We start from the raw sequence: 17,977 nt of genomic DNA, 5'->3' as shown, positions 1-17,977 counted from the left end.
AGCGAAGGCCGCATGACCTCTTGGCCATCCCTTTGTTCGATCGAAGGGCGGCCATCCCTCCGTCCCGACCTGCCGCCGCCCAAGCCAGCGCTCGCAGGGACGGTCAATGATGGCCGAAGGCCACCGCCGCAGGCGGCGCAACGCGTCATTGACGGTCTCGAGAACGCTGGCAGCCTGACCATCGCTCGGACGCACCGCCCGAAAAGCACAGTTGCTCACCCGGATGGCGGCGCAATCCGACCTCTCAACGCGAGCGAAGCTCGTCGCGCCCCCGCAAAAGGCGGGGAGAGGTTTGCAGCGCCCTTGCCGGCCGAGATCGTCCGATCAACTAACGTTCCCAAGCTCGATAGAACATGAGCGCTCACCACAACGACGGTGCGCTCCCTCTCCCCATTCTTCACGGAGCCGCGACGAGTTCCGCTTGCACTGAGAGGTTCGAGTTGAGATGCAGCTACACGAGCGGTGCCGCCTCCGCCACCGCTCAATATTGGAAGCGCACGCCGACGAGGCCGACCACGGCCATGAAATTGTTGAGCGGCATGTTGGAGCGGGTCCATTCGGTGCGGACCTCGCTCTTGAGCTGGACGTTGCGGTTCAGCTTGTAGAGACCGCCGGCGGCCAGGAACATCCGCTGGTCGACCCGGCCGATGCCGACGAACTGATCCTGGCCATAGCCGCCGCGCAGCGTGCCGATCAGCCAGGGCTCGAACTGATGATCCATCTGCAGGATCACGTCGCGCGACAGGATGCCCGAGACGTTCATCGCCGGCGTCTCCGAGGCCTGCGAGCGCGCCACCAGCACGAACGTCGTCGTATCGGTCGCAGCCCAGGCCAGCGTCGCATCCGCGATGACGCCGTTGATGTTGGGCATCATGGGCGAGTCCATCCGGCGCGTCAGATAGCCGACCGAGGCCTCGCCGGTCAGCGACCCCATGTTGACGACGGCGCCCGCGCGCGCGGCGATGCCGGTGGAGTCGCGGCGCTGCCCGTTGAAGTCGACCTGCAGATCGTGATTGCGGCGGTCGAAGCTCATGTCGATGAAGGGCGAGATGGTCGGCGTCAGCACATAGGTGACGCGCATCTGCGCGCCCGGCTGGGTGTAGTTGCGGTCCTGCGTCCGCAGCGGCACGTTGGCCGTGATCATCGCATCGTTGAAGACGACGCGGTCGGCCGATCCCTTGAACGCGATCTCGGTCGGGCCGATCTTCTGCAGCACGCCGGCGCTGCCGCCGAATGTCGTGGCGCGTGGCAGCTTGAGCGCGCCGGGCAGCGCCAGCGCATCGTTGACGAAGCGCGCCTCGCCTGTGAGCGCTGTGCCTTCGGTGACATCGTATCGCCCCTGCGCCCGCGCCTCGAAGGTCGGATGGCTGAGCGAGCGGACGTTGGTGTCCTCGGTATAGGCGCCGCGGAAATCGGCGTTGAGCTGATGCCGCTCCCATTGCGAGCGCACCGAGACCTCCGTCGCGACGATCGCCACCGGCGATCCGGGCCCGCCGGTTCGCCGGGTCGGATTGGTATCATAGCCGGCCTGGATTTCGACCGCAGGCTTCACCAGGAACGATCCGACCGTGAGCCCCGTCGGCTCATAGGGCTTCGCGTCCGGCGTCACCGGCTGCGGCTTCACCGTGTCGAGATTGCGCTCCGGCAAGACGTCGCGATTGCGCAGCACGGCGGCGGGCTGCGCCGCAGCCGCGGAGGATTCGGCGGCGGCCGGCTGCGCCGCGGCGGGCGTTGCCGCGATCTGCCTGGGCGCGGACTGCGATGCCACTGCGGCCCGGTTCGTCGGCGGCGCGACCGCAACGGCGGTGCCGCGGGCCGGCTGAAACGCCGCCGGGCCGAACGCGAAGCTGCCGGCCGGCGTGCCCTTGCCCGGCGCTGCCAAGGATGGTGCGCCGGCCTCGCGCACGGGACGCAGCAGCGCGCTGATGCCGCGCGGATCCTGGCGCATCATGAGAACGCGGCTGTCGGTCGCGATCCGCGGAACGTTGTAGTAGATGCTGCGTGCGGTGATGTGGCGGAAGAACAGACGGTCGGCACGTCCGGGCACGACGTCGGTCGGCTTGGCCTTGATGGTCTGCTGCGCGGCCGCCGGCTCGGCCACCATGACCGCCAGCAGCAGCACCTCGACGAGCGCGAGCGTGACCCCGCGCTGGGATCGCGTCACCATGAGCCGCTTCGTCCGTACCGCGAACGCGCCGGTCTTATGAGGTGAATGAGCTTGCAAGGCAAAACCGAAGCAACCGAGAGCACGCCATCAAGTGAGACCGAGGCGCTGCCGCGATGACACGCTGCGCATCCGCGCGACGGCTCCCCCGCCTTGGAAATAGCCGGCAAAGGTCGGCGGAAATTTTGCCGAGCTGGGGAAGTTTCAGGCGATAATGAGAAGCCGTCGCAACACGCGGCCATCGAGGCGCGCCGACGGGCGGACGCGTCCATGGGGATGCGACTAATTAGTCGGCAGCGCGCGATAGCAAGGCAAGCTCCGTTCGCTCATCGGCGACAAATCTCGTCGAAATTGGGCTGCGACCATGGCTGCGGCACGGCCGACATGCGCTCGGCTGCATCGGCCCCGTTGCACGACGGGCAGGCGCTGCATATCAGCCGTGCCGCAATTGCCCGTCGAGTTAAAGTGTCGCACCCTCGCCGCCTTGCCGTGTCGGGCAAATCAGGACGATGTTTCCGCGCATCCCGCCTCACTCGAAGGGGCGTTGCGCGCGATCGTCACGACACGCGAGGCGGGGATGCGATGGCCGCGAGAGCTCGCAGCGCTTCCTCAGGGAGGTGCGGACGAACGATGCTCTTGCGGACGTGAAGTCGCGTGGTCCTGGCGCCCCGATGCTGGCGTCAAGGTTGTGACGATGCAAGCGCATCGCACGACTGACGGTGGCTACAAGCCGGACACCGGGGAGAGCGCGATATAAGCGTTAAGACTGTCGCGCAGGGAATGCCGGGCTGATCCGGCTGCACCTGTGGTACCTGCCGCCTGCATTTTTTTCCGCAGGCGGGCCATGGGTGACGCCGTCACCCGGCATTCCCTGCGCCCTTCGATTGTTTTCGAGGGGACATGTTCGATGCACCACTCGGGCGTCTTACGCCGCGGGGACGCGAGATCATGTCCAATTGTCAGATCAATTCGGCTGTCGACGGTATGCACACGATCTCTCCCCCTCGTCATCCCGGCGAACGCCGGGATCCATACGCCGTGGCGGACGTGGCGGGTGAGATGGTCAACGTGCGTGCCTCAAACCACGCCCTGTGGTTATGGGTCCCGGCGTTCGCCGGGAGGACGGCGGAGTGCATTGAGCCGTAGGGTATGCAAAGGCGCAGGCATGCTGCTGACAACAAGCTCCGCTGTCTCGCGCGCCGTGCCCACCATTGGCGCCGCGTGTGCAGATGCACGGTGGGCACGCCGCCGCCCTACGAGTGGCCGCTTTGCCCACCCTACGCGCTCATCGGGAAATCGGAGAGCTGCAAGTGAATGCGCCCTCTCCCCTTGTGGGAGGGGGCATGTAGGAACGTTCGGCAAGCTCGGTTGGGTGAGGGGTATCTTTCCACGCGCGTCGCTCGCGGAGAGATACCCCTCACCCAACCGAGTACGTGGATGGGCCGGAACTGCCCTCTCCCACAAGGGGAGAGGGCGCTGTATCACGCAGCGTCGTGCGAGCAAACTCTGGCGGTTGCTCACGATCGGCTGTGCCCTCCCCGCAGAACTACGTCCCGAACTCCTCGCGCATCCTGGCCTGGATCTTGGCCATGCCGCCGAGCCAGCGGTCGTAATTCTCGGTCTTCTTGCGCATGTAGCCGAGCACCTGGGGATGCGGCAGGATCAGGAAGCTCTCCTCCGCAAGCCCCTTGATCACGTCCTGTGCGACCTGCTCCGGCGCCAGGTCACCGTCGCCGGATTGCGGCCCCTTCGGAATCGAGCGCAGCATGTCGGTATCGACGCCCTGCGGGCACAGGATCGAGACCTTGATGTTGTCGGCCTTGTGCGAGATCGCGAGATTCTCGGCGAAGCCCACCGCGGCATGCTTGGTGGTGGAATACGGCGCGCTGCCGACCTGCGACAACAGGCCGGCCGCCGAGATCGTGTTGAGGAAATAGCCGCCGCCGCGCGCCTTGTAGAGCGGGACCAGATGCCGCGCCGCCCAGACATGAGCCATGACATGGATCGCCCAGCTGCGCGACCACGGCTCGTCGGACGTGCCGCCAACATTCACCGACAGCGGGTCGAAGCCGCCGCCGATGCCGGCATTGGAGCAGAACAGCGCGATCGGCCCGAACTGCCGCTCGGTCTCCTCGATCACGCGGCTGATATCGGCTTCCTGAGAGACGTCACACTTGAACGCCGCGCCGCCGATGCTCTCAGCGACGGCCTTGGCGCCGGCCTCGTCGAGATCGGCAACGACGACCTTCGCTGCACCGGCCGCGGCGAATGCCTCGCACAGCGCCTTGCCGATGCCACGGGCTCCGCCGGTGACCACCACAATCTTGCCGGTCACCTGCATGCAAAGCCCTCCCCGCGGATTTTCTTATGTCAGAACCAAGTCGAGCACCGCGGTATAATGAAAACCGGCGCCCAGCAACACGAAAGCATGCCAGATCGCGTTCTGGAAGCGCAAGCGCCGCCAGGAATGGAAGATGACGCCGAGGCTGTAGAGGATGCCGCCGGTGAGCACGCAGGCGAGCACCGAGGTCGGCATCACCGTGATCACCCGATCGTACATCATGATGCCGCTCCAGCCGAGCGCCAGGTACAGCCCGATCGAGAGCGCATCGAAGCGGCCTGGCCAACGCAGCTTCAGCACGATGCCGAAGATGGCGACGCCCCAGACCCCGAGCAGCAGCGCCGCCGAAAACAACGAGTCCTTCAACGCCGCGATGAACGGCGTGTAGGTCGCCGCGATCAGCACGTAGATGGCGGAGTGATCGAACCGCCGCAGCACCCATTTGGTCGGCGACACCGGCCAGAGATTATAGGTCGCCGACAAGGTCAGCATCGACAACAGGCCGGCGACGTAGATCGACACCACGATGATGTCGACGGCACTGGCGTAGATCGAGGTCAAAACCACGAGCACAGTCGCGGCAACCAGGCCGGCCGCGATGCCGACGATATGGACCACGCCGTCGGCGATGATCTCGACCTTGTCGTAATTCCACCGCATCGCCCCGGTGGCGGCGTGGACGGAGGTGGATGCGAACTGCTTCAGTTGAAATACGGTCATCTCAGAACCTGGCGCTGGCTGGCCGGCACAGCTGGCCACATGGGACAATTGTGCCGCAATGATTATGGTTTCCAGTGGTCAACGTTCCGTTCAAGTTCTGGTTCTATCCGGAAACGGTGCGGAAATGTGAGCTTGAATCCGTCGTTTTGCGTCGCCACCTGTCAAAAATCGCTCACGCCCTTTTCAACTGGCGAATCTCCTCCCCTCATGGTGTCCTTTTCCGAACTCGTCGAGGAAGCGCGGCTCTCGGCCCGCGCCCTGCTCGATTACGGCGAGAGCTTCCTGAACCCGACGATCCGGCTCGGCGTCACCGGGCTGTCACGGGCCGGCAAGACCGTGTTCATCACCGCGCTGATCCACGGCCTCGTCCGCGGCGGCCGCCTGCCGGTGTTCGAGGCCCTGGCGTCCGGCCGCATCGCACGCGCCTATCTCGCGCCGCAGCCGGATGACGGCGTGCCGCGCTTCGCCTATGAAGGCCATGTGCGGGCATTGGTCGCGGAGCGGCGCTGGCCGAGCTCGACGGTCGACATCAGCGAGCTCCGGCTGGTGATCGAGTTTCAGCGCGGCAATGGCGCGGAACGGACGCTGACGCTCGACATCGTCGACTATCCCGGCGAATGGCTGCTCGACCTGCCGCTGCTCAACAAGAGCTACGAGGACTGGGCGCGCGAGAGTCTGGCACTGTCGCGCAGCGAGCCGCGGGTGCATCTGGCCGGAGCATGGCACGCTCACCTTGCGACGCTCTCCGCCGAAGGACGCGAGGACGAGCCCGCGACGCTCGAAGCGGCGCACCTGTTCACCGAGTACCTGCGCGCCTGTCGTGACGATCGCTTCGCGATGAGTCTGTTGCCGCCCGGCCGCTTCCTGATGCCGGGCAATCTCGCGGGGTCGCCGGCGCTGACCTTTGCGCCACTCGACATCCCCACGGAGGGCCGCGCGCCCGACGGTTCGCTATGGGCGATGATGGCGCGCCGCTACGAGTCCTACAAGGACATCGTCGTCAGGCCGTTCTTCCGCGATCATTTCGCCCGGCTCGATCGCCAGATCGTCCTGGTCGACGCGCTCGCGGCCTTCAACGCGGGACCGGAGGCGCTGCATGATCTCGAAGCCGCGCTGACCGGCATTCTCGATTGCTTCCGCGTCGGACGCGGCACGGTGCTGTCGACATTGTTTCGGCCGCGCATCGATCGCATCCTGTTCGCCGCCACCAAGGCCGACCATCTGCACCACACCAGTCACGACCGGCTCGAGGCCGTGCTGCGGCGCGCCGTCAACCGCGCGGTGGCGCGCGCCGAGAGCACCGGCGCTGCGATCGATGTGGTGGCGCTGGCCGCCGTCAGGGCAACCCGCGAGGCGCTGGTCGCGCGCGGCCGTGACAAACTGCCGTCGCTGCTCGGCACACCCGCCGCCGGCGAGAGCGCCAATGGCGAGATCTTCGACGGCAACACCGAGGTCGCGACCTTTCCCGGCGAGCTGCCGGCGGATGCCGAGGAGCTGTTCAAGGGCGGCGCCTATCGCGGCCTGTCGAGCGCCGGCGCCGACGGTACGGACTTCCGCTTCCTGCGTTTCCGTCCGCCGTTGCTGGCGCCAGACGCTGGCGGCGAGCCCGCTTTGCCCCATATTCGTCTCGACCGCGCCCTTCAGTTCCTGATCGGAGACCGGCTGCAATGAGCGATCGCGCCAAGCCCCGCCGTCCCCAGACGTTCCGGCTCGACGATCCCGATGTCGTGGTCGTCGACGCCGAGGAGGCCGGCCGTCCCGGCCGCGGCACCATTCAGATCACGCCGCAGGCCGATCCGGCGCAATTGCCGGTGCCGGTCGAGATCGTGCTGCCGGCGCGGCGCGGCTTCCGCTGGGGCGCGCTGTTCTGGGGCTCGGTCGGCGGCCTCGTCCTGCTCGGCCTCGGCCTCGGTGTCACCAGGCTGATCGAGGATCTGTTCGCGCGCAGCGAGGCGCTCGGCTATGTCGGCGCCGGGTTTGCCGCGGCCGCCGCCGTCGCGCTGGCCGCCGTGATCGGCCGCGAGACCTACGGGCTGGTGCGTCTGGCCACGATCGAAAAGCTGCACGCGCGCGCAGCCGCAGTGCTGCTGTCCGACGATCGCGCCGAGAGCCGCGACGTCATCGCCGAGCTGTTGCGGATCGCCCATGCCAATCCAAGGCTCGCCCGTCCGCGCGCCGAGCTCGCCGGCCACGCCGACGACATCATCGACGGCGCCGACATGATCAAGCTTGCCGAGCGCGAGCTGATGGCGCCGCTCGACATCGAGGCGCGGCGACTGGTGTCGGTGGCAGCGCAGCGCGTGTCCGTCGTCACGGCGGTCAGCCCGCGCGCGCTGATCGACGTGCTGTTCGTGTTCGTCGCAAGCCTGCGAATGATCCGCCAGCTCGCCATGCTCTACGGCGGACGGCCCGGCGCGCTCGGCATGATCAGCCTGCTGCGCCATGTCGTGGCCCATCTCGCCATCACCGGCGGCATGGCCGCGAGCGACAGCCTGATCCAGCAGGTGCTTGGCCACGGCATCGCCGCCAAGCTGTCCCAGCGGCTCGGCGAAGGCGTGCTCAACGGTCTACTCACCGCGCGGCTCGGTCTCGCCGCGATCGACGTGACCCGGCCGATGCCGTTTGCGGCGCTGCCGCGGCCGGCGCTCGCCGATCTCGCCAAGGATCTGCTGCGCAAGCAGGAGGATGAGGAGAAATGATCAAGCGCGCGGCGTCGCCTCGAGATCGCCGGCGAGCCAGCGCCATTGATACAGCGGCGAGTCCGGCGGCGGCGAGAGCTCCGGCGTCCAGCCGGTCAGCTTGCCCAGCGCGTAGCTGTCCATGACGCGGCCGCGCCAGCTCCGCTCCACCATGCCAAGCGGTTCGCGGCGTGCGGTCGTCCCCGCCAGCAGCGGGCCGGTGTTGTCCGGCTCGCGCGCGACATAGAGGCCGGCATGTCCCGCGATCAGGTCCATGCCGGGATCACGAAAGCCCATGAAGCGGGCGCGCTCGTTGATCTGGACCACCGGCACGCGCCCTCGGAAGAACCACCGCATCATCGCATAGGTGCGATAGTCCGACGTCGCGATCCAGCTGGCGCCGGTCTTGTCCAGCTCCTGCTCGACCCGCGCCGCCACCTGCTGATAACCCGCCTCCGCGCCGATCGGATCGGTGCGGCCGAGAAAATTCCAGGGCGCAGCGACGTAGTACAGGAAGATCAGCACCACCATCGCGATGCCGCTGACAACGGCGATCCGTGCCCAGCGCATGGTGGAGCGAATGAACCAGTCCGACGCGCCGTCCTGCTGCAGCTTCGCGATGTTGATCGCGACCGCGGCAAACCCGATCGGCCACATGAACATCGGCCAGGTGTCGCCGATCCGCAAAGTGAACGACTTCCAGAGGAAGTAGAGGAACGGCACCAGCACGGCCGTCGACAGCAGGATGTCGACCGGCTCGCGCCTGCGATAGCCGCGCCAGGCCGTCAGCGTCAGTGCCGTCAGCGTGACCGGCAGCAGCACAAAGCCGACCTGCCCGAACTGCAGTCCGATGTAGTCGCCGAGAGTCCGCAACGAAAAATCATGCGGCGCCGTGGCTCGGACGAATTGGAAGCGGAACGAGGCCCAGTCATGCTGAACGTTCCAGATCAGCACGGGCGAAAACGCCACGAGCGCGATCAGCGCCGCGAGCCACGGATAAGGACTGCCGAGCCAGCGGCCCCGCCAACTCGGCACCAGCAGGAACGCCGCGACCGCGGGCAGCAACATGACGACGGTGAATTTGGACAGCACCGCGAGTCCGCCGAACAGGCCGGCAGCCAGCCACCAGCGGCCGTCATCGCTCTCGGCAACGCGCACCAGCGCCCAGATCATCCCGAGCGCAAACGGGATCGCCGCGACGTCAGGCGCGACCTTGGCCATCAGCAGACCGTAATACAGCGCAGCCTCCGGCAGCAGCACCGCGAGGATCACGGCCCGGGCATCGTGAGTCACGCGGCGGGCGATGTCGGCGAGCAGGACCTGCATCACGCCCATGGCCAGAATGCCGGCGAAGCGAACACCGAGATTGGTGTCGCCGAACAGCGCCGTGCCGAGCCGGATGAACCAGGCGATCATGGGCGGATGATCGAGAAAGCAGAGCTGCAGTTCCTTCGACCAGGTCCAGTAATAGGCTTCGTCGGTCCGCAGATCGAGCGCGCTTGCATAGATGATGCGGAGGATCGTCATGGCCGCGATGATCGCGGCCGCAGTCAACCACATGCCGCGGGAGACCTGGGAGGAGACCTGGGATTTGGGACTGTCGATGTCTGGGGAAATGGCCGTCACGCGCTGCTTTTCCTCGACTCCGCGGGTCGAGTCAACGCTTCCGCCCGACGCGCCAACACCACTGCGATGCGGCCCTCTAGGCTGTCATGGAATAAATCTCTACCATCGCGGTTCATGACGACACGAACTGCATGACCCCCTTCATTTCCCACCGCCTGAAAACCACCCTTCGCGGCATCGGCCTGCGCCAGCTGCGGCTGATCTGCGGCCTCATTCTCTTCAGCTACCTGCTCAGCCATTTTCTCAACCATGCGCTCGGCAACATCTCGCTGCAGGCGCTCGCCTGGGGCTTGGCCTACCATGTTGCGTTCTGGCAGTTTCTCCCGGTCGCCGTCCTGTTCTATGCCGCCGTCCTCACCCATGGCGGCCTCGGCGTGTGGGCGCTGTACCAGCGCCGGCAATTCAGCGGCAGCACCATGGAGCCGCTGCAGCTCGTGCTCGGCCTGAGCATTCCGGTGCTGATCTTCAGCCACCTCGCCGGCGTCCGTCTCGGTCAGACGCTCTACGGACACGAGAAGCTCTATCCGCAGGTTCTCTACTCCTATTGGTCCGGCCCGTCCTGGCGCGTCTGGCTGATGTCGACAGCGCTGCTGACATCCTGGACGCACGGCTGTATCGGCCTGCATTTCTGGCTGCGGCTCAAGCCGTTCTACAAGCGGGCTACGCCCTGGCTGCTCGCCTGTGCCGTGCTGATTCCTGCGCTGGCGCTGCTCGGCTTCTATCGCGGCGGCCGTGACGCCATCGCCGCAAGCACGACCGCTGAGTGGCGCGCCGAGAACCTGTCTCAGAGGCAGATGGGAACCCCTGCCGAGGGGGCAAAGCTCGAGGCCATCATGAACGGCTTCCTGATCGGCTATCTGGGCCTGCTCGGCATCGCACTCGCCGCCCGTGGAGCGCGCGCGATGCATGAGCGACGCGGCGGAATGGTGACCCTGTCCTACAATAATGGCCGCGTCATCCGGGTGCCCAAGGGCCTCTCGGTGCTGGAGGCCAGCCAGCGCAACAACGTGCCGCATGCCAGCATGTGCGGCGGCCGTGCCCGCTGTTCGACCTGCCGCATCAGGGTGATCGGCGATCCCGGCAGCCTGCCCACGCCTTCGCCGCGCGAGGCCTTCGTGCTGGCGCAAGTCGGCGCCGACGATCCTTCGATCCGGCTGGCCTGTCAGTTGCGTCCGACCGACGACCTGTCCTTCTTCCAGTTGTTCATGCCGAATTTGACGCCAGGCGGGCACGGCAACCCCAAGGCCGGGATCGGGCAGGAACGCTATCTCGTCAGCCTGTTCGTCGACATGCGCGGATCGACCAGCCTTGCCGAGAAGCGGCTGCCGTTCGACGTCGTGTTCATCGTCAACCGCTTCCTCGCGGCGGTCTCGCAAGCCGTGCTCAGCAATGGCGGGCAGCCCAATCAGTTCGTCGGCGATGGCATGCTCGCGCTGTTCGGATTGTCGACAGATCCGCAGATGGCCTGCAGCCAGGCGATCCGGGCCGCAGGTGACATCGCGACCAACATTGCCGAGCTCAATCAGCTCCTGAGCCACGATCTGCCCGAGCCGATCCGTTTCGGCATCGGCATTCACGGTGGCGAAGTCATCGTCGGCGAGATCGGCTATCGCGACCACATGGTGTTCACGGCGCTCGGCGATGCCGTCAACGTCGCCTCGCGGCTGCAGGACATGACGAAGACCCTCGGCTGTCAGGTCATCATCTCCGACGACGTCTACGCGCGTGCAGGCATTGGTCCGGATATCCTGCCGCAGCAGGAGGTGGAGATCCGCGGCCGCGCCGAGCCGCTGCGGGTCCGCACCGCTGCGGAGCCCACCGATCTCGTGGCAGGCACAGGCGCCGTCGCATGACAGGTCGCATTGAACCTCTCCGCGGCCTGCGCTGTCCTATCGAGAACGGTTGCAACGAGGCTGTGGGGCGCGGCGATCAAACGCCGCAAAGTGGCCATGATATCGATCATTTCGGGCCAGAAGCGCCCGCTGTTTGCGCTATCAAGCCTGTGGCAACCGCAGTAGTCTTTCATCCGGACCTGACGGTTTGCGGGGACCGCCGGCTCGAACTGGATTGATCCCGCGGAGGCAACGTATGGCTAAAGGTACGGTCAAGTGGTTCAACCCGACCAAGGGCTATGGCTTCATCCAGCCCGCGGCCGGGGGCAAAGACATTTTCGTTCATATCTCCGCTGTTCAGAAGGCCGGACTGACGACCCTCAACGAGGGCCAGACGATCGAATACGAGGAAATCGCCAACCGCGGCAGGAGCTCGGCCGAGAACCTGAAAGTGTAGCAGGCGACGTGCAGCGCCATTCCGCCTGACGGCTTTTGGCGGAAGCGTCCCACTCATCAAGCCAACGCTCACGGACACAACGAGATCAGACAGGAGCGGCGCCCGCTCCTGATCACACTTTACGTTTGTTCATAGCTCAACTCCCGCCCCCGCCATTGCCTCGACCGCCCGACCTTGGTCAAATGGGGGTCGAAGCGTGCAAACAACAAAATTCCAGCACGCGGAAGCAAGAACGGGAGCGACGCCTCATGGACGACAAGGGCATTTTCCACGGCCTCAAGGTACTGGACTGCGCGAGCTTCATTGCTGCCCCCGCCGCCGCGACCGTCCTTTCCGATTTCGGCGCCGACGTCATCAAGATCGAGCCGCCCGGCGCCGGCGATCCCTATCGCAACCTGCCGAATTTGCCAGGGTATCCGCGCAGCGAGCATAACTACGCGTGGTATCTCGAAGCCCGCAACAAGCGCAGCCTCGCGCTCGATCTCTCGAAACCGGAAGCGCAAAGCGTGCTGCAACGGCTTGTCCGTGAGGCCGACGTCTTCATCACCAACTTCCCTCCTTCCGTCCGCGCCAAGCTCGGCCTCACCTACGAAAAGCTCGCGCCGCTGAATGAGCGTCTGATCTATGCGTCGTTCACGGGATATGGCGAGAAGGGCGAGGAAGCCGACAAGCCGGGCTTCGACAGCAACGCCTATTGGGCGCGATCCGGACTGATGGACCTCGTCCGCGCCGACGAGAGCACGACGCCGGCCCGCTCGGTGGCGGGCATGGGCGACCATCCTTGCGCGATGGCCTTTTACGGCGCGATCGTCACGGCGCTGTATCAGCGCGAGAAGACCGGCAGGGGCAGCCACGTCGCCTCCAACCTGATGGCGAACGGGGTCTGGGCGGCGTCCGTGCTGGCGCAAGCCAAATTGTGCGGCGCCACCTTCGTCGAGCGGCGGCCGCGCGAGCGGGCGCTGAACGCGGTCGCCAATCACTACCAATGCCAGGATGGCCGCTGGATCATGCTGTCGTTGCTCAACGAGGAGAAGCAGTGGCCGATCCTGGCCCGCTGTCTCGGCCGCGACGACCTGATCGACGATCTCCGCTTCAAGACCAAGGCCGACCGCCACGCGCGCTCGGTCGAGCTGATCCACGAATTTGATGCGGTGTTCGCGACCAGGCCGCTGGCCGAATGGCGCAAGATCCTCGACGGCAGCGGGCTGGTGTTCGGCGTGGTCGGCATTCTCGACGACATTCCGAACGACCGGCAGATGATCGAGAACGAGGTGCTGGTGCCGTTCGAGAACGACACCATGCTGACTGTCAACAGCCCGATCTTCATCGACGGCCAGCGCAAGGTCGCCCCGCGCAAGCCGCCGGGCGTGGGCCAGCACAGCGACGAGATCCTGCGCGGTGCCGGCTTCGACGACGAGGCCATCCAGGCCTTGCGCGCGCGCGGCGCGGTGGCCTGAGCTAGCGCGTCGCGATGAAGCACATGCCGAACCGCGTTGCCGGGCCGGTCTGACAGGACAGGTTCGCCGCGCAGCTCCAGCGCGAGAAACTCTTGTCGTTGTCAGCGGCGTCGGCGCGGCTCGCGTAGCAATGCCCGCCCCAACCATCATTGTAGACCGTGCCGGCGAGCTCGTCGCTGCCGCGCAGCTGCGGACGGCTGGCGAAGCCGCGCGAGAAGTCCGGCGTGCGGCCCTCGGCCATCGCGGTGAGGATGTCGCGGCGGCGGACCTGGTCGCCGAAGAAATGCGGCGAGCCCGGCACCACCACAGTGTTGGACGGCTTTTCCGCCATCCAATCGACGCCGGGGAAATGGAAGCCGCCGATGCCGCGCGTCTGATGACAACCGCCGCAGCTGGAATCGTTGAGGCGGCGCTCGAAGCCCGCGACCGACTGGATGTTCTCGAGCTGAATGCCCTGCGCGGCCGCCTTCTCCAGCGCCCCGACCACATCGGCCTCGGAGAACACCGCAGCCGGTCCACCCGCCTCGCTCTGCACCAGCCCGTAGGCCGGCAACATGTCGGAATTGACGAAACCAACCGGCGTCGGGGCCACCGCGACCTTGGCCAGGAATTTGTCCGGGATGACCGCCATCCCGCGATCGAGCTCGCCGAGATGGGCGGGATCGAGCAGCCAGGCCTTGAACTCGCCTGCCAGCGCGGCGTCCGCAAGCAGCCGGTCGCGGTCGATCTGGTCCTCCAGCACCGCCTCCTCGAACGTGCCGCTCGCGGCCTGATAGTCGAACACCTTCATCATGTAGTCGGTGCGGAAATCGCGGATCGCCGATTTCGGCGCATGCGCGATCTGCAGATTGGTCTCGATGCGATGAATGTTCTCCGGCCGGATCAGCGCCAGCGGCCCATCCGCGGCCGACAGCTTCGCCGCGAGCTCAGGGCCGGTCAGTTGCAGCTCCGACGTCGCCAGCCAGCGCTTGGCGATCTCGGCGCAGCTCGGTGAATTACTCTTCGCCTGCGCGTCGCTGCGCGCCTTGAGCACGATGTTGAGCGTCATCGGCAGCCGCGGCGACGCGACCTCGCCGTCCTTGGCTTCCGGCGGCGTGGTCCGCGTCAACCGGTAGAGCAGCCGCACCTCGCCGCAATGCTCGGGATCGACGAAGGCGCGGTCCATACGGTTGACGACGCCGGCGAGCACGAAGCGCGCATCGGGCGTGTCCAGCACGGTGCGGTCGAACAGCTGGAAAGCGTAGGAGGTGCCGACGCCGATGCTCTCGTTAGGCAGGCTCGCCTTGTGCTTCTCGATATAACGGTCGAACTCAGCATCGAGCGCCTTGCGGACTGGAGCCATCGACGGCAGTGCGAACAGCGCGGCGTCGGCCAGCGGCGCCTCATTGGCGGCCGCGGGCGCCAGCATCCTGCCGAGACCGAAGGCGCCCTTGTCGAGCTCGCGCAATGCGAACGGCTCGAGAATCGCGGTGCCGCGTTCGAGCGGCGCGCTCTCGTCTGCATGTGCGAGCGAGCCGCAGCACAGCATCAACAGGCCCAACACCGACAATCGCACGACGCGCCTCCTCTTCCGCAATCGATCGCGCGAGGCGGCGGTCCGCCGTGTCGCGCGCAGGGCTTGCTAATGGCCGAAGATAGCCGAAAGGCGGCGGCGTCTGGCCATTATGCGACGAGGCGCCTCACGTCGCAGTGAGGCGCCTCGCCGAATTCGGTCCCGATGAAGAGATGGTCGGTCAGCGCGCGACGACAAGTCCCTTGGTGGTGAAGACGACCCAGCGGCCGTCCTGCTTGCGGATCGCATCGACCTTGCCGAGGCCCGGCACGGGATCGCCGGCATAGACCTCATACAGCCCGCCGCGGCCCTCGATCAGCGCGCCGCCACGGCCGACGTCGCGCAGCACCCAGCCCTCGACGACCTTCGGCTTGGCGGCCTCGGTGCGGGCCGCATCGGCCCGCGCCGTCTCCGCGCGGGCAGGTTCTGCCCGGCTCGGCTCGGTCCTGCTTGGCGTGCTCGCGTCCGTCCTGGCCGGCTCGGCGCGGCTCGCCTCCTGCCGCATCGGCACGCCTGACGGCGGCGCTGCCGCATTGATCGCACCCACCGCCTGCGGCACCGACGCCGTGGTGTCGCGGGCCGACGGCTGCGAGCTCGCCGAAGCCTGCGCCGCGCGCAGCCGCTCGACGGCATCGCTCAGCCGCTGCAATTCGCTCGGCTTGCCCGACGCCTTGGTCGCAAGCTCACCCAGCACCTTCTCCAGCCGGTCGAGACGCTCGGCCGATTTGTTGAGCTCGACCAGGCTGGTCTGGTTGGTCTGCTCGAGGCTCGCCTTGAGATTGGCGATCTCGTTGTCGATGCGCGACACCGCCGCACTCAGCGTCGGATCCGCTGTCCCAGTGCCCGTGGCCTCGGCCGTGCCGCCGCCGGAGCGGTCGACCAAGGTGGCGGTCACGAGGCCACCGGCCACGCCGCCGACCACCATGGCCAGCAGCAGCACCGCAGCCATCGCCGGCAGCCCGAGGCGGGCCGAGGCCGGCAGGCGCGCGGCGGAGTTGCCAGGCGGCTTCGGCGGCAACGCCGCTGCAGCACCGGCAGCCATCGCGGCAGCAGCGGGCGCGGGCTTGGCCGCCGAATTGGATGTGAACGGCTCGGCCTTGAGCTTGGCCCTTGCCCAGGCCGTGGCCTTGTCGACCGCGGCGCCGGCCATGCCGGCCTTGCTCACCGGCGCAGACTCCACGGCGGGACGCTTGGCCTCGACCTTAGTGACAGCCTCGGGCTTCACCGCGGCGTCGGGCTTGACCGTCGGCTCCGGCTTCGCAGCCAATTCGGGCTTCACCACCGGCTCCGGCTTGGCAACCGCTTCGGATTTCACAGCAACGTCCGGCTTGACGGACGCAGGCTTACTCACTGTCTCCGGCTTCACCGGCGCGTCGGGCTTGGCGGCCGTCGTCCCCATCGGGCCGATCTTCGGCGCATTGGATGCGAGGGTCGACAGCTTGGGCGTTTCGACCTTGAGCAGGTCGCCCGCCGCAGTGGCGGTCTTGACCGGCTCCGCCGGCTTGGCCGGCTCGGTCCTGATCAGGTCCAGGATCGTCGGCGGGGATTTGGCGGCGATCTGACTGGACGAGCTCTGGCCGGCATTGAGTTTGAGCGGATCGGCTTTCGCCATATCCGCCTTCTTCTCGGACTTGTTTTCGGACTTATTTTCGGACTTGCCCTTGTCGGACTTCACCAGGTCGAGCCGCTTGGGCTCAGGCTTGCTGACCTCCGCCTTCGCGCTCTCGACCGGCGGCGGGCCCGCCTTGGTCTCATCCGTCTTGATTTCGTCAGTTTTGGCCGCCTCGAGCTTCACCACCTCGGCCTTGGTCTCCGTGGCGGGATGCGCCTCGGTCGCAGCGAGCGCCGCAACCGGTTCGGCTTTGGGCTCGGAGGCCGGCGCTTCGGCCGCAGCGGTCTTTGCTACGATGGCGGGCTGGTCGGCCGATGGCGCCTCGTGGTCGGGCGAGATCATCGGCTGTGCGACCGGAGCGATCGCCGGCACAGCCTTATCGACGACGTCGGGGGACGCAGAAGTCTTCAGCACCGGCTCAGCGCCGACGACGCCAGGACTAGCAGTGCCGAGGCTGGTCTGTTCGGCCTTTTGCTCGCTCACGTTCAAGTCTCCCGATGACGTTCAGCCCTTGGTAACCTTAGTTAGCGTTTGATTGATTGCCAAAATCTTACTTTTGCTGGGCTTACCTGAGTTTTAGGGATTCATCCGGGGCGGATTTGCGCCGACAACATGGAGCAGATGTGGCAAGCGGTGCCCGAATATTCATCGCCGAGGCGCCCATCCGCTGCGCAAGCCATCGATTCGCGACGCCGGCGGCGCTCTTGCTGATAGCGACGACGGGCAGCGCCAAACCCTCTCGCGGCGCGGTCGCGCCCGAGCTCTGCCGATGTTCACCCTCCCTATCAGAGGGCGCAGGGAAGACCGGGTATCGACTGATACCCGCGGCCCCCGTGCGGACAAGAATGCACGGGGCAGGAACCACAGGCTCAGCCGGACATACCCGGCCTTCCCTGCGCGGTGGTTTTACGGCTGCTTCGTAGTCTCCCCGATGCGCCGGGCTTTCTGGTCACCGTGTCGCGACAATGCGCTCGCGCGCATTGCGCTGGGCATCGGCTTCGGGATGCCAGGACCCTACGACTTGACCGTCCGCATCCGACCTGCTCGCCGGCCCCGCTTGCGCGAAAGCCCCAGGCCCGACACGTCCACCGCTCCCCGCTGCTACGCCTCGTGACGATCGGCCGACACGCCCCTCTTCATTGCAGGCGGGATGGACGAGAGCATCGATCCGATTTGCCCGACGGTGCAAGAGCGGGTCGTGCGACAAACTAACACGACGGGCAGTTTGCGCATGACGGGGATGCGCGGATTGCCCGTCGTGTCGTGGCGTCTATGGAATTCAAGCGCGCCGACAACGATGCAGGACTTCACTCGAACCGTCGGCATCTAGTTGGTCCCATTGTCATCCCGGCGAACGCCTAGGGGATCCGTAACCCCAGGGAGCGTTTTGTGGCAGGGCTGGTCGTTGACATCTTCTGCATCATGTCGGCTGTGGCGTATGGATCCCGGATCAGCGCCGCACCGTGCTGGCGCACGGCACGGCTTGTCCGGGAAGACAGCGGAGGATGACGCGCCTGCATCGGCAGCGGAGGATCACA

At 66.5% G+C, this 17,977-nt stretch carries 11 protein-coding genes; 5 read left to right on the top strand and 6 right to left on the bottom strand.

The window, feature by feature from the left end; all coding sequences use genetic code 11:
• Window positions 1–481: 481 nt before the first annotated feature.
• From NLR35_RS23100 to NLR35_RS23090, 3 genes are all read right to left on the bottom strand, one after another.
• The gene (locus NLR35_RS23100; protein WP_257168826.1) at window positions 482–2,167 is read right to left on the bottom strand and encodes an outer membrane beta-barrel protein; all 1,686 of its coding nucleotides are present in this window, start codon (window positions 2,165–2,167) and stop codon (window positions 482–484) included.
• Between the two features lie 1,543 nt (window positions 2,168–3,710).
• Window positions 3,711–4,505, bottom strand: a complete 795-nt coding sequence (locus tag NLR35_RS23095; protein ID WP_257168825.1) for an SDR family oxidoreductase — start codon at window positions 4,503–4,505, stop codon at window positions 3,711–3,713.
• 24 nt (window positions 4,506–4,529) lie between these two features.
• Complete coding sequence (locus NLR35_RS23090; RefSeq protein WP_257168824.1) at window positions 4,530–5,225, bottom strand: hemolysin III family protein; 696 nt, start codon at window positions 5,223–5,225, stop codon at window positions 4,530–4,532.
• A 207-nt stretch (window positions 5,226–5,432) separates the two neighbouring features.
• Between NLR35_RS23090 and NLR35_RS23085 the strand changes: the two genes are divergently transcribed.
• A complete protein-coding gene (locus NLR35_RS23085) occupies window positions 5,433–6,896 on the top strand; it encodes a YcjX family protein (RefSeq protein WP_257168823.1) in 1,464 nt (487 codons plus the stop codon).
• The gene (locus NLR35_RS23080) at window positions 6,893–7,924 is read left to right on the top strand and encodes a YcjF family protein (RefSeq protein ID WP_257168822.1); all 1,032 of its coding nucleotides are present in this window, start codon (window positions 6,893–6,895) and stop codon (window positions 7,922–7,924) included. The genes NLR35_RS23085 and NLR35_RS23080 overlap by 4 nt, the downstream gene beginning before the upstream one ends.
• Here NLR35_RS23080 and NLR35_RS23075 read toward each other — a convergent pair whose 3' ends face one another.
• The gene (locus tag NLR35_RS23075; RefSeq protein WP_374940846.1) at window positions 7,925–9,430 is read right to left on the bottom strand and encodes a glycosyltransferase family 39 protein; all 1,506 of its coding nucleotides are present in this window, start codon (window positions 9,428–9,430) and stop codon (window positions 7,925–7,927) included.
• A gap of 230 nt (window positions 9,431–9,660) precedes the next feature.
• On the opposite strand from NLR35_RS23075, the gene NLR35_RS23070 reads away from it, so the two are divergent.
• From NLR35_RS23070 to NLR35_RS23060, 3 genes are all read left to right on the top strand, one after another.
• The gene (locus NLR35_RS23070; RefSeq protein ID WP_257168821.1) at window positions 9,661–11,382 is read left to right on the top strand and encodes an adenylate/guanylate cyclase domain-containing protein; all 1,722 of its coding nucleotides are present in this window, start codon (window positions 9,661–9,663) and stop codon (window positions 11,380–11,382) included.
• A 235-nt stretch (window positions 11,383–11,617) separates the two neighbouring features.
• Window positions 11,618–11,818 carry a cold-shock protein gene (locus NLR35_RS23065; RefSeq protein ID WP_006609369.1) on the top strand — a complete coding sequence of 67 codons (201 nt, stop codon included), beginning with the start codon at window positions 11,618–11,620 and terminating at the stop codon, window positions 11,816–11,818.
• A gap of 248 nt (window positions 11,819–12,066) precedes the next feature.
• Window positions 12,067–13,275: a CaiB/BaiF CoA-transferase family protein gene (locus NLR35_RS23060; RefSeq protein ID WP_257168820.1), complete on the top strand. Its 1,209-nt coding sequence runs from the start codon at window positions 12,067–12,069 to the stop codon at window positions 13,273–13,275.
• Between the two features lies 1 nt (window position 13,276).
• Here the strand turns inward: NLR35_RS23060 and NLR35_RS23055 are convergent, their stop codons facing one another.
• Window positions 13,277–14,803, bottom strand: a complete 1,527-nt coding sequence (locus NLR35_RS23055) for a hypothetical protein (RefSeq protein WP_257168833.1) — start codon at window positions 14,801–14,803, stop codon at window positions 13,277–13,279.
• 205 nt (window positions 14,804–15,008) lie between these two features.
• Window positions 15,009–16,922, bottom strand: coding sequence for a hypothetical protein (locus tag NLR35_RS23050; protein WP_257168819.1), 1,914 nt, complete (start codon window positions 16,920–16,922; stop codon window positions 15,009–15,011).
• Window positions 16,923–17,977: the final 1,055 nt, after the last annotated feature.

The organism is Bradyrhizobium sp. SRS-191, assembly GCF_024586915.1.
Classification (GTDB): domain Bacteria; phylum Pseudomonadota; class Alphaproteobacteria; order Rhizobiales; family Xanthobacteraceae; genus Bradyrhizobium.
Note: the sequence above shows the minus strand (reverse complement) of the source record. Positions and strands in the feature narration are given on the sequence as shown.

Bases quoted from the DNA above. Each gene is read 5' to 3' on its own strand.
- NLR35_RS23100 (WP_257168826.1), bottom strand. From the start codon at position 2,167: ATGGTGACGCGATCCCAGCGCGGGGTCACGCTCGCGCTCGTCGAGGTG.
- NLR35_RS23095 (WP_257168825.1), bottom strand. From the start codon at position 4,505: ATGCAGGTGACCGGCAAGATTGTGGTGGTCACCGGCGGAGCCCGTGGC.
- NLR35_RS23090 (WP_257168824.1), bottom strand. From the start codon at position 5,225: ATGACCGTATTTCAACTGAAGCAGTTCGCATCCACCTCCGTCCACGCC.
- NLR35_RS23085 (WP_257168823.1), top strand. From the start codon at position 5,433: ATGGTGTCCTTTTCCGAACTCGTCGAGGAAGCGCGGCTCTCGGCCCGC.
- NLR35_RS23080 (WP_257168822.1), top strand. From the start codon at position 6,893: ATGAGCGATCGCGCCAAGCCCCGCCGTCCCCAGACGTTCCGGCTCGAC.
- NLR35_RS23075 (WP_374940846.1), bottom strand. From the start codon at position 9,430: ATGACGATCCTCCGCATCATCTATGCAAGCGCGCTCGATCTGCGGACC.
- NLR35_RS23070 (WP_257168821.1), top strand. From the start codon at position 9,661: ATGACCCCCTTCATTTCCCACCGCCTGAAAACCACCCTTCGCGGCATC.
- NLR35_RS23065 (WP_006609369.1), top strand. From the start codon at position 11,618: ATGGCTAAAGGTACGGTCAAGTGGTTCAACCCGACCAAGGGCTATGGC.
- NLR35_RS23060 (WP_257168820.1), top strand. From the start codon at position 12,067: ATGGACGACAAGGGCATTTTCCACGGCCTCAAGGTACTGGACTGCGCG.
- NLR35_RS23055 (WP_257168833.1), bottom strand. From the start codon at position 14,803: ATGCTGTGCTGCGGCTCGCTCGCACATGCAGACGAGAGCGCGCCGCTC.